General features: G+C 56.3%; 9 protein-coding genes. 8 read left to right on the top strand and 1 reads right to left on the bottom strand.

The genetic code is table 11. The annotated features are described in order from the left end of the window. The first annotated feature begins 214 nt into the window (after nucleotides 1–214). Entirely contained in the window at nucleotides 215–1,192 is a 978-nt protein-coding gene (locus HY298_16620; protein MBI3851881.1) for an HNH endonuclease, read from the top strand. A 1-nt stretch (nucleotide 1,193) separates the two neighbouring features. Here the strand turns inward: HY298_16620 and HY298_16615 are convergent, their stop codons facing one another. Continuing rightward, nucleotides 1,194–3,887 (bottom strand): hypothetical protein, encoded by a 2,694-nt coding sequence (locus HY298_16615; GenBank protein ID MBI3851880.1) that lies wholly within the window; start codon nucleotides 3,885–3,887, stop codon nucleotides 1,194–1,196. Nucleotides 3,888–4,099: 212 nt separating this feature from the next. On the opposite strand from HY298_16615, the gene HY298_16610 reads away from it, so the two are divergent. The 7 genes from HY298_16610 to HY298_16580 all read left to right on the top strand — a co-directional run. Then, nucleotides 4,100–4,270: a hypothetical protein gene (locus HY298_16610; GenBank protein MBI3851879.1), complete on the top strand. Its 171-nt coding sequence runs from the start codon at nucleotides 4,100–4,102 to the stop codon at nucleotides 4,268–4,270. A 25-nt stretch (nucleotides 4,271–4,295) separates the two neighbouring features. After that, nucleotides 4,296–5,153, top strand: coding sequence for an amidohydrolase family protein (locus HY298_16605; GenBank protein MBI3851878.1), 858 nt, complete (start codon nucleotides 4,296–4,298; stop codon nucleotides 5,151–5,153). 51 nt (nucleotides 5,154–5,204) lie between these two features. Next, nucleotides 5,205–6,776: an alkaline phosphatase family protein gene (locus HY298_16600; protein MBI3851877.1), complete on the top strand. Its 1,572-nt coding sequence runs from the start codon at nucleotides 5,205–5,207 to the stop codon at nucleotides 6,774–6,776. A 201-nt stretch (nucleotides 6,777–6,977) separates the two neighbouring features. Then, a complete protein-coding gene (locus HY298_16595; GenBank protein ID MBI3851876.1) occupies nucleotides 6,978–7,856 on the top strand; it encodes a hypothetical protein in 879 nt (292 codons plus the stop codon). 140 nt (nucleotides 7,857–7,996) lie between these two features. Then, nucleotides 7,997–8,722, top strand: a complete 726-nt coding sequence (locus HY298_16590) for a GntR family transcriptional regulator (GenBank protein MBI3851875.1) — start codon at nucleotides 7,997–7,999, stop codon at nucleotides 8,720–8,722. A 221-nt stretch (nucleotides 8,723–8,943) separates the two neighbouring features. Then, nucleotides 8,944–11,856 carry a hypothetical protein gene (locus HY298_16585; protein MBI3851874.1) on the top strand — a complete coding sequence of 971 codons (2,913 nt, stop codon included), beginning with the start codon at nucleotides 8,944–8,946 and terminating at the stop codon, nucleotides 11,854–11,856. Between the two features lie 66 nt (nucleotides 11,857–11,922). Next, nucleotides 11,923–12,151: prepilin-type N-terminal cleavage/methylation domain-containing protein (locus HY298_16580; protein ID MBI3851873.1), on the top strand; the 229-nt coding region annotated here is incomplete at its 3' end.

Raw genomic sequence — 12,151 nt, 5'->3', positions numbered from 1 at the left:
ATGGTGTGCGAGACGTTTGCGCGCGCGAGAAATGAAGCGGCATCAATGCCGCGCGCGACGCGAACCAACCGCTGGCGGATCTGCCCGCGGACGTCGAGGCGCAACTGAAATCCATCGGCTACAAATAGAAACTCATCCCAAGCTTTGGGATAGTGCTTGATGTCGTTTTTGATTTCGCCTCGCTTCGGTCGAAGATCGTGTGTAGAGATTCAGCATGGCCAGACGCAAAACAAAGAACCGGACGGGACTAGCCCGAATCGAAGGAATTCTATTCCACAATGTTTGGGTTGGCTTTGTCTGCTTGAAATGCCGTGAACTGACGACGATTGACATCGGAACGAAGATGATTGACCCGCAAACTGCCTTTGAAACCGTCAGTTGGCCTTGCCAGAAATGCAGCTACGTTCACACCAAAGATTCTGATCTGCCGTTCCAGGATTGGCCGTCCGAATTCTCCGATCACGAATCTGGAAGGGCGAAAAGATTCTGGCTTGGCTTTTTTCGGATCGCGACAGAGCACCCCGAATCTTACTGGAAACAATGCAATACCTGTGGCCGTGTCTTACCGTTCAATGCATTTAGCAAACACTCGGGTTGGGGAGCGTTGGAGCGCCAGATGGAATGTCGCAGTTGCAAAGGAGCAATCAACGCCGTCCTGAATCCGCGTCGGACCAAACAGCAGTTGCATGAAGCATCGGCGAAACGCCGCGTTGCCGACCTTTTGCTTGAAGGAGAGAACAAGCCGCTTGATTTGAAAGATTTGTTCCGCCGATTCGAGTCGAAATGCTTCAAGTGCGTAAAAGTTCTTGGCTTTGGGAAGCGTGGCACTTGGGCCGTGGATCATATCCTGCCGTCAAAATATCTTTATCCGTTGACTCGAGAAAACGCCGCCTTGCTCTGCACCGACTGCAACAACGGCAAGCATGACCGCTGGCCGAGTCGGTATTATTCAAACAACGAGCTGATCGGATTGAGTCGCATTACGGGTGCGGACTTGAGCTTACTCGCGAACTCCACACCCATCGTGAACGCGAGCATTGATGTGAATGCCTGCGTCTCTCGCTTCCTGAAGGTTCGGGAACACTCCAATTTGAAAAAGCGACTGTTGGAACTCAAAAAGTTGCTGGCTGATTACGGTCTGGCGGGAAAACTTTCAGCCCGCAACAGGAGGATGCTCGGCTTCCAAAAGTAGCCTACCGCAAAATCAAGAACTGGTGCGCCGTCACTGTTCCTTTGTCGCGGATGCCATGCGATTCACAGTGCTCCACTGTTTCGGTAAAAATATCGGCGACACGAAACCACCTGACCGCCACTTTCACCAACTCCCGCGCCATATCGCATTTCCGGCTCTTGCCCAGGTGAAGCACAACCACCCCGTCAGCCTTGAGCCGCTCGCGCGCCTGACGGAAGATAGGTTCGTAAATCTCGAATCCCCGTTTCTGTCGTTCATCCACATAGGCCAAAGGCTGCACGCGAAAGTCGTTCGCTTCCCAGCCGCAGAACCATAGCCGCATCCAGTTCGCGAGATAGAAGCGGGTGCTGTCGAAGAATGGCGGTGAAGTGATAATGGCATCCAGGTCGCAGACTTCTCGCGGCCACCAGGATGTCGCGTCTTGAATAAAGACTTTGCCGGCGCGGAATTGTCCGGTGCGGGCAGTTTCCAGACTGCGCGCCACTTTCTCGCGCAACCGGGGCATCAAGGCGCGAAACTCCGCCGGGCCAGTCGGCGCAAAAGGTGTGATCGGATGCGAACGGCGGCTCAACGCATAGGGACGATTGCCGTGCAAGATGTGCAGCAGACTGGCAAATATCAGCGACTCGGACGCCGAACGCGGAGGCCGCTGTGAGAAGAATCGCCGAGCGAGCAGGATTTCTTTGAAGGTCTTGGGAGAAAAATAATCCGGCAGCGGGCCGTTGAAATGAATTTTGCGGGCAGCAGCCAACTCCGAACTCTCGACAGTTCCCGCTTCGATGAACGACTCTAACTCCCGCTCGGCGCGCGCGCATTCCGCCGCTTGAGGCAATCCAACTTTGGCCGTCGCAATCTGATAACCCGCCGGACTGATGTCAAACGACCAGCTTTGGATGCCCTCCAACGCCGCCTCGAACGGAATTGTTCCGACGCCCCCGAACGGATCAAGCATCCGCCCGCCACCGGGAACGAATGTTTTTACCAGATGATGAGCCAGCGACGGCTTCATCTTGCCTTGATACGAGCAAAGCGAATGCAGCGGATGTCCCCAATTGCGCTTGGTAAAACCTTGCGCTTGGTGAGGCAGGTCTCGTTTGAACACGTTCCACGACTTCTCCCAGCGTGGCGACGGCAAATCCGCTCGGTCATGCATCGGTTGCACTCGCGCCTTGGTCAGATCAAAAACCAGCAAGACCTGGCGCAGCCCAAAGCCACCGCGAGACATCCGCTTGCGGAGAATGACCTCCCGTCGCAGCGAGAAGCCCAAATCTGAAAAAATCTCCGTCAGCAATTTGTCCGTCGGAACGTGAATGTTTCCGTAAGCGGAATCGCCGATGTCAAGCATCAGCGTCGCCTGTGCCGTCAGATGTTTCTTCAGCGCGGCGAACACCGTCCGCATGTCGTTGAAGTAACTGGCGACCATGCGCGGGATGCGAACGTCGTAGGCCGAATCCTCCAATTGCGCCACCAGCGCGCGGGCTTGCTTCGGAAAGTCGTCATTCAACTTGGCATTAGTGACATCGTTGATGCCCGCCGTAACAGTTCTCAGTCGAAAATCCGCCAGGTCATCGGCCGTCCGCAGGCAGCGCAAGAACCACAACTCAACCTTGGTGTTCCGAAAATAGTTTGTGCCGTTCAGATACGGCGGGCTGGTCACAACGGCATCTATGTCCAGCGGCAGCAGATGTTGCAACCGCCTTGCGTCGTCGCAAACCAGCTTGGGTGTTTGTAGAAGTGGTTGGAGCAGCTTCAAGTCATACACCATCAACCGAAGTTGCTTTCTTATGCCGTCAGTGAGGCCGGTTCTGAATCGCTTCATTTCCGCGCCGGTTTTGAAACGAACGTCTCCACGCCGAATCAGCCGGGAAGCCGGAATTAGACTGGCCAACACCGCAATGGTGAAAAACTTCGCCGCCAGCGGGCTTTCGCACGCCAGCAAATCAATCGCCGCTCTCGTTCGTAACACCGCATCGTAAACACTGTCGTCAAAGAACAGACTGTCGCCAAAAGTCGCAGCGTAGGCGGCTTTCAATTCCGTGTCAGGCCGGCACGCGGCAATGCGTTCGCTTAAACCGTCGGCCAACTCCAAGAGCCTTCCGGCAATATCTTCCCGCTGCTTCTCGCCGAGGTTGGAGGCGTGGGTTTTTGCCTCGACGAGAAATTGCAGTAAAGGATTCAGTTCGCAAAAGAACGCTTCGCGCCCCAGCTTGGCCGCTGTCAAAGGGGTTGTCCCTGTCCCGCCAAAAGGATCGAGAATTCTTTCGGCATGAGGTGCGAACTCGTGCAATACCTGCTCTACGAACCGGGGAGAATAACCTTCAAGGTAAGGATACCAGCCGTGCAACGGCTCGGCTTGTCCGCCACGGAAAGTCGCTTGGATTGGGTCTATTAGTGGACGTGCCGCGCCGTTTTGCCTAAACAGTTCGCCATCTGTTTTGGGAAGCGGCTGGGCTCGTGCATCGCGCAGGAGGCGCAAGCAATATGTGTTTAGTGGCAGACTCTCGCGTTGGGCGGCTTCGGTGAGCGAACGATGATTAGCGTGACCAAGACGTTCTCGAATCTCGTGGCTGGTGAGAGATTTAATTCCCTCGTAAAGAACACCGTCCTTGTCACCGAAGGCGAGTGTCAGATTTCGCTCGCGCGCAGACTCGGCGGGATAATCGGCGAAATAAATATTTTTGAATTGTTGACCCATGCGCCACCGAAGTAACTACCATTTTATGGTAGTTACTTGCAACAACGTTTTTGCAATTTTTGCCAACAAGTTTAGTTCTTGCCCGCTGCTAACCCCCTGGAAGTTCGTGTGTTCGTGTGCGGCTTTCTTGCGCCGCCCGAATCGGTAGTATTACATCCTTAACCGCGACCGAGCTGCCGGATACGAAGGCCGGCCAACTGAAAGACGCTTACATGCAACAGATCAAGCAATCCATCGGGTCTCGAAAAGAGGCGTGCCTGTGCCGGGCAATGAGTTTCCTGTCTGCGCTGCTGGTGGCGGGCGCCACTGCTTGCGCTGACGAGGCCGACATCCGGCAGCGTGGGAATCAGTGGACGCTTGAACGGGGCAGTCCGGAGTTTTGACACAAAACCGTCTGGCGGATAACCCATGCGCATTGATGCCCATCACCACTTCTGGAAACTTGGCCGCTACGATTATCCGTGGCTCGGCCCGCAGTTGAACGCCATCTACCGCGACTTCGTCCCCGACGATTTGCCGCCGCTGCTGGCCCGGCATCGCATTGACCGCACCGTGCTCGTGCAGACCATCAGTTCGCTCGACGAGACAAAGTGGTTTCTCTCCCTCGCGCGTCAACATTCGTTCATCGCCGGCGTGGTGGGCTGGGTGGACTTGATAGACCCACGCTTGGGCGACACGTTGGATGAATTGCTCGCTTCACCCGGCCTCATGGGCATCCGGCATCAAGTGCATGACGAGCCGGACGTGAACTGGCTGCTCCGCCCGGACGTGCGACGCGGCTTGGGCGAGTTGGCGCGGCGCGGTCTGCCTTACGATCTGCTCATCCGCCCACCGCACCTGCCCGTCGCGCTTCAACTCGCGCAGAAATATCCAAACCTGCCACTCGTGGTCGATCACCTTGCCAAGCCGCGCATCGCGCAACGGGGCTGGGAAGATTGGGCGAATGGCACTGCCGAACTTGCGAAATGCCCAAACGTCTGGTGCAAGCTCTCCGGCATGATCACTGAGGGCGACTGGACTTCATGGACGCCGGGCGATTTGAAACCGTATATCGACCACGTGCTTGGCGCTTTCGGATCTGAGCGAGTCATGTTCGGCAGCGACTGGCCCGTGTGTCTGTTGGCGGGGTCCTACGAGCAGGTTGTGGAAGCCTTGGAAGCCAACCTTGCCCAGCTCACCGCGGAGGAGCGGGAGTGCGTTTTCGGGTCGAACGCGGCAAAATTCTATCGACTGAAATCGCCCACGGAAAACTCGCCGTCTCCATAACTGAGCGCTTTTGGTTTGACCGCCGGCTGCCCTGCCTCAAGACTAAGACGCATGCGTGTCATGATTCTTTGCCTCGGTTTGCTCGGCAACTTTTTTTCTCCCATTCTCTTTGCGGCCGGAAGGGCGGAACACGTGGTCGTCGTGGTCTGGGACGGATTGCGGTCTGATTTTGTCACGGAACAATTCACCCCCACGCTTTATCAACTCGGCCGGGAAGGTGTCGTTTTTCAAAATCATCATGCCGTTTATCTCAGCATCACCGAGGTCAACGGCACGGCGCTGGCCACCGGCGCTTATCCCGCCCACAGTGGCATCGTGGCCAACAACGAATTCCGCCCGCAGATCGATCCGCTGAAGGCCATTGGGACGGAAGCGCGTGCGGCGATGCAAAGGGGTGATCAATTGACCCGCGGCCATTATCTCCGGAGGCCCACGCTGGCTGAGGTTCTGCAAAGCCATGCCCGCAAAACCGTCATCGCCGGCGCCAAACCAGTCGTCCTCCTTCATGATCGCAGCGAAAGAACGGACAACGATTACAGCGGCATCAATTTGTTTGCGGGCAACACGCTTCCCAGAGGCTGGCTTGACCGCATTGGAAAATTGCTTGGGCCATTTCCCGCATTGGAGAAGACGAAAGCAAAACGGGACGATTGGACCACGCGCGCGTTGATCGGCCCACTCTGGGAAGACGGCGTCCCGCCGTTCTCGCTGCTCTGGCTGAGCGAACCCGATTATTCGCAGCACGAAACCGGACCGGGCTCGGCAACCTCAGTGGCGATGCTCAAAAACTCAGATAACAACTTGGCTCTCGTTCTGCAGGAGTTGGAGACAAAAGGGTTGCGCGCCAAGACCGACGTGTTCGTCGTTTCCGATCATGGGTTCTCCACCATTTCCGGCATCGTGGATGTGGCCGGAGCGCTCACCAACGCAGGTTTCAAAGCAACGAGAGAATTCAAATCGCCCCCGGCCAAGGGCGACATACTGGTCGTTGGCAATGGCGGCTCGGTTGTTTTGTATATCACCGGGCACGATTCCAAACTTACGCGAAAGGTTGTGGACTTTCTGCAAGGTCAATCATTCTCCGGCGTGCTGTTCACCCGCAAGTCTTTGCCCGGTACGTTCGCGCTCGAAACGGTCGGGCTGAACAGCCCGGATGCTCCCGATGTGGTCATTGCGCTGCGTTGGTCGCCGGACAAGAACGCGGCGGGCACGCCCGGTTTGGAGTTGTGCGACGAAGCCGGCCGCCAACCGGAGCAGGGCATCCATGGCACGCTCAGTCGTTTTGACATGCACAACACACTCATCGCGTCCGGTCCTGATTTCCGCCGCGGGTTCGTAAGCTCGTTGCCCTCCGGCAACGTGGACGTGGCGCCGACGGTACTTTGGATTTTCGGCATCAAATCCCCCCTGCCGATGGATGGCCGGGTGTTGACTGAAGCATTGATGTCGAGTGCTCCAGAAGTTGGAGCGAGCAAGACCGCCCGGCTGGAGGCCAAAAAAGTTCACGACAAGTTTGTCTGGCAGCAGTACCTGAAAACCACGAAGGTCAACGGCGTTACTTACATCGACGAAGGCAACGGCGGTGCGACGGAAATCCACGCTGGCGGTGGGGGGAACAACTAGCTACACGACATAACCCACACCGTGAGCATGAAAGAGCACGGACGAATCTGCCGGCGAAATGAGGGAATGGATTTCCAAGGGCGTTGAACCTGGTGGAAATTCACGCTTGACGACCACGCGCAATCAAAGCAATTTGCGACCATGCTTAACGCACTAAGATTGTCTTGCTCTGGACCATTCGCCAGCCTGTTCATAATTGTCATGATTTCAGTTGCTTCAGCTAAAGCCGATCCAGAATCGCCGGTCGAAGGACTGCTCAACGCGAGCCGCCCATTGGTCATCGCTCACCGCGGCTATCCACAGTTCGCGCCCGAAAATACCCTGCCCTCCTTCAAGCTGGCCAAGGCCGCCGGCGCCGATCTGGTCGAACTGGACTATCACCCGGCGAAAGATGGAAAGCTGGTCGTCATCCATGACCCGGAGCTTGATCGCACGACGGACGCGGTGGCGAAATGGGGCGGAAAGAATATCCACGTCGCAAGCAAAACGCTGGAAGAATTGCTCACGCTCGATGCGGGCAAATGGTTCGGTGAAAAAAGCGCGGGCGCGCACATGCCATCGTACGCTGGCACACGCCTGCCAACGCTGGTGGAGGCCCTCGACCTGATCCAGGACGGCAATGTGACGCTCATCCACCACGAGGCGGGCGACGCGGCCGCGTGCCTGAAACTGTTGCGCGAGCGCAACCTCGTGAATAAAGTGGTCGTGCAGTCTTTCGATTGGAATTACCTGAAAGACTTTCATCAACAGGAACCGCGACAAGTGCTGGGGGCTCTGGGACCGCTTGCGTGGCGGGCGGGCAAGGAATTGAACGAGGCGGAGAAGACGTTGGACAAATCCTGGGTGGATGAGGTTCAGAAAACCGGTGCGCGCGTGGTGGTCTGGAACCACCAAGTCACGCGCGCGGCCGTGGACCACGCCCACCAGCAAGGAATGAAAGTCTGGGTTTACACCATCGACGATCCGGACATCGCGAACCAAATGCTCGACGAAGGCGTCGATGGCATCATCACCAACCAGACCTCACTGATTTGGCGAACCATCGCCCTGCGGCAAACGAAAGCGTTTTCACCGCGCTAAACCGGCCTTTTTTGAGACTTCTCAATGTGCCGTGCGCCTTTTCGAGCCGGCCAGATCAACCAGTTCTCCCGGCGAGGCTTCCCACGGCCTGCTCAGGTATTGGCTTGCCGGACACCACTGACATAATTTATAACTCAGCCATGACGGAGCCACAATTTAGTCCCCCAAAATATTTCCAGATCAGCCGCGAGATCATCGAAAAAATTCAGCATGGCGAACTCGTGGTGGGCGCCCCGGTGCCATCCGAAACTGAAATCATCGCGCATTACAAGGTCAGCAACACCACCGCGCGCAAAGCGCTCCACGAATTGGAAAAGGCGGGTTGGGTTACGCGCGTGAAAGGCAAAGGAACCTTCGTGCGCAACTTCGCCGTCGAGCGCGCCATCACACGCATTTTCGGATTCACCAAGAACATGATCGAAGCGGGCCGCAATCCCAGCACCAAGCTGATCGGGATGCATTTGCGAAAACTCAGCCACTCGCAAACGCTCAACGGTCGCGAATACACGATGAAAGGTCCGATCTGCGAGATTGAGCGCCTGCGCCTGGCGGACGGCATTCCGATGATGAAGGAAACCCGTTACCTTTCCCTGCATCTTTGTCCCGACATCCAGCGGCACAACCTGGAGCAATCCCTTTACACCGTATTCGAAAAGAACTACGGCATCCAGCTTACGGAGATCAACCAGATGCTGAGCGCGGTCATGCTGGAAGGCGAAGCGTTGGAAGTGTTCGAATTGCAAAAGCCCATCCCGGCGTTTCGAGTCGAGGGCGTCTCTTTCTGCGGCAAAGATTTGATCGTGGAGATGGAAGATTCGATCTACCGAGGCGACATGTATCGCTTTGCAGCCAAGGCGGTTCGTTGAGTCATTCAAGGAGCTAAAGATTTTTTCAAAAAAAGTATTGACAGCTTCGGGCGTTTTTCATTACTTAGTGCGTTAACGCTATGACCAATCCGGCATCTCATGTTTTCGTGTCGTGGACGCGGCTCGTTTGGGAGTCGTTTTGGCAGGGCAGCAACCAACGAAATAGTATCAATAACGGCAAAAGTTTTGACCCGTATGAACCATAAAACCCAAGCAATTCTATGAAAGCAAAAACAGCACAATTGATCGGACAGACGAAGACTCCCTGGCGCAAGACTCCAGCACGGCAGCAACTTTGGCAGTTGGTTCTTGCCTGTTTGATAGCGGGGAATTTGTCGGCCGCCACACTCACGCTCGTCAATGAGAACTTCGACTCGTACAGCGGAGCCGCGACGAGCCTCAACGACACAACGGTCGCCATACCAAACACCGATTACATAAGAGTGGAAGACGGCTTGGCACAAGGCGACTCGCCGGGCGGCCTGGGGTATAACGGAGTCCAGTTGATCAACTGGGACTACGCTCCCGGTTCCGCTCCGAACTGCATGTTGCTCCGGCCAAACACCGCCTTCCGTCACAATCTCGATCCGCGCGGCGGAGCATATTACACTTGGGATTTCTGGATGTTGAGTTTCAAGAGCGGCACGGCTGACCGCGGCTTCCGCATTTCCTTGCTTCAGGAGGGTGCTGATCAAAACGCGCACGACTTCTTGATCTTTCGCTCCGGACAGGGAACAACCGCCACTGTTACGGGAACCGACGGAGTCGATATCATTCAAGCGTTCAACGGCTTCAGCGCCGCAAGTGGCACGGTGGGTCCAAACAGTTGGGTTACAATCAGCAATACCGCCGCCGGCACGCCGGCTTTTGTGACAAACAACGTATGGACTCACTACAAAATTGAGGCTGACGCGGTCGCCCGGACCTTCAAGTATTATGTCAACGACATGGTGACGCCGGTGAGTGTGGGGAATTCCTTGTCCCGTCCCCAGAATTTGTCGGTGTGTGGAATTCGGTTTGCCAATGAAGGCAACTCGGCAGACGACGGCTATACGTTGATTGATAATGTCAAGTTGACCGTGGATGGCGAATTCATTGACCTCGCCAGCGGCTCTTTCACAGAAGGCTTTGAAGGTTATACTGCCTCGAACTCGGGGAACACCAACAGTGCCGACAATAATCCAGGAGGCGCCTGGGTTACGGCGGAAGTAGATGGCGTGGAGAACAATCACTTCTTTGCCCCGACGAAGGTGCAGGTGGTGAATAGCACTGTCACCGCGCCGCATTCCGGCAGCAAGTGTCTCATGGTTTCGCAGGGCCAAACCGCTGGCACTACCATCTCTTGGGGACAAGCCACGAATGAAGACGTCAAGATTACCTGGTGGGCGAAGGTGCCGGCGGCAGACGCTACCCCCGGGGTGTTCAGCTTGTACTTACGGGTGTCCGTGTATGCTTGGGAGGCTGACTATAGTTCCGCTTCCGACACCATCTTGTTCGGCTACGGGCACCGTGGTAACGCCCCCGAGGGCAGCGCGACTTCCATCATGACTTTTAGCCGCTGGTTCAATGAATGGTTTAATAATGGCAGTTGGGGAGACACCTTGCGACCTTTCACTCCGGACACGTGGGAAGAGTATCAACTGACGACGGACGTCCGGCATAATTCCTACACACTCATCAAGAACCCGAGCAGCACGCCAGTAGTCGTCGTGAAAGACGGTCAATACATCTCGTCGTGGGGCAATAACAAGAAATTCCACACCGTGGCGTTCAGCACTTCGAACAACTCCGTCCCTGGTGCCAATCCGCCAGCCTACGTTGACGATATTACGATCGAACCCTACACCAACACTCAGACTCCGGAGCCGCGGCCTTATACGATCTTGGGCACGGGGCCGGCCGCCCGGTTCACCAACTACACGGTTCTGACGGTTCCGGGAAAAACGGTCGGCGGCGTGGCGGTCGATCCGCGGGACACCAATACCATCCTCTTTACGATTGATGAGGAGCGAATCGGTGAAATCCGGAAAGCCACCAAAGTGGCCAGCGGTAACTGGGTGATTGACCCTACGCCCGTCGTCTCCGGCCTTTATAATCCCAACGGCCTCACGGTCGAAACCAACGGGACCATCTGGTTCGTGATGGACGGCGTCAAAGGTGGACAAGCCTCTGGCCTCCGTCGCTTGAAAGCGCCGTGGAACTTGAACACGGTGGAAGAAGTCATCACGGACTTTGGCTTTGCGCCGACCAACCGGTCGGATCAGCCGTGCGATCTGGTCTTCTACGTTACAAACGGCGTTACGAAATTGGCGGTGCTGGATCGGGGCGTGGATCTGAACAACAACCCGAACGCCATCTGGGTGGTGGATCCGGCCACGACGACGTTGAATCAATACAATTACGACACCGCTTTGGTCGCCCCCGATACCAGCGTCTTTGGCGCAGGAGCTGGTGGCAATGCCAACGGGATTGCCTTGTTGCGGGCGACAGGTGAATTGGTGACGATCTGGGAAGGTGATGGGGCCACTGACAACGGCGTCATCGTCGCTTTCGACACCACCACCGGAGCCGCGCGCAATATCTTTCTAGCCGGGTCGGGTGTCACTTGGGGTGCTGGAATCGACGTGGATCCCACAACGGGTCGCATCTGGGTGTCGGATCGCAAGCGCACCACCTTCCCGCTGTCCGAATTTGCGGTGCCGCAGATCGTTTCGTTCGATCCCACGAGCGGCGCTTTCATCCAGGAGTTGTCGTTCACGAACAGCAATGCGACTGCCGATCGTCCTGATCGCAACGTCAACTTCAAAGACCCGGGTATGCGGTTCTCGCAGGATGGCAAATTTCTCGTGGTTAGCGATCAAGGCCTCTTCTCGGGTGGCGGACGCTTGTTAGTCTTCCACAGCGAGCCGTTTGTAATTGCTCCGATCACCATCACCAGCACGGTGCGAACCGGTTCGAGCGTGGCTCTGACTTGGACCTCGGGTGGTGCGGTGAATTACGTGGTTCAACGCAGCACCGATGTAGTCGGACCTTATACGACCATTTCACCGACGCTGGCGACCACGCAATACACCGATACCAGTTCGCCCGCGGGTCAAGCCTTCTACCGGGTGCAGGCTTTCCAGCAGAATTGATGGGGATGGGGTAGCAGCGGGAGCCCGTCAGGTGAGTGACGGGCTCCCGATTCAATGAACCAAAAAATGAAACGTTACAAAATCACTCGTGCGGGATTCACCCTCATCGAACTGTTGGTCGTCATCGCCATCATCGCCATTCTCGCGGGGCTGTTGCTGCCGGCGTTGGCCCAGGCAAAAATCAAGGCTCAAGCCATCATGTGCATGAACAACACCCGGCAGATCATGCTGGCCTGGCAGATGTACCTCGGCGACAACAGCGACCGCATCGTCATGAGTTATCATGGCGGCGCAG

The sequence above is a fragment of the Verrucomicrobiota bacterium genome (assembly GCA_016200005.1).
Taxonomy (GTDB): Bacteria; Verrucomicrobiota; Verrucomicrobiia; order Limisphaerales; family PALSA-1396; genus PALSA-1396.
This window is presented reverse-complemented; position numbering and strand designations above follow the sequence as displayed.

What these genes read in the sequence shown, in the direction of transcription:
- HY298_16620 (MBI3851881.1), top strand. Translation starts at nt 215, where the DNA reads ATGGCCAGACGCAAAACAAAGAACCGGACGGGACTAGCCCGAATCGAA.
- HY298_16615 (MBI3851880.1), bottom strand. Translation starts at nt 3,887, where the DNA reads ATGGGTCAACAATTCAAAAATATTTATTTCGCCGATTATCCCGCCGAG.
- HY298_16610 (MBI3851879.1), top strand. Translation starts at nt 4,100, where the DNA reads ATGCAACAGATCAAGCAATCCATCGGGTCTCGAAAAGAGGCGTGCCTG.
- HY298_16605 (MBI3851878.1), top strand. Translation starts at nt 4,296, where the DNA reads ATGCGCATTGATGCCCATCACCACTTCTGGAAACTTGGCCGCTACGAT.
- HY298_16600 (MBI3851877.1), top strand. Translation starts at nt 5,205, where the DNA reads ATGCGTGTCATGATTCTTTGCCTCGGTTTGCTCGGCAACTTTTTTTCT.
- HY298_16595 (MBI3851876.1), top strand. Translation starts at nt 6,978, where the DNA reads ATGATTTCAGTTGCTTCAGCTAAAGCCGATCCAGAATCGCCGGTCGAA.
- HY298_16590 (MBI3851875.1), top strand. Translation starts at nt 7,997, where the DNA reads ATGACGGAGCCACAATTTAGTCCCCCAAAATATTTCCAGATCAGCCGC.
- HY298_16585 (MBI3851874.1), top strand. Translation starts at nt 8,944, where the DNA reads ATGAAAGCAAAAACAGCACAATTGATCGGACAGACGAAGACTCCCTGG.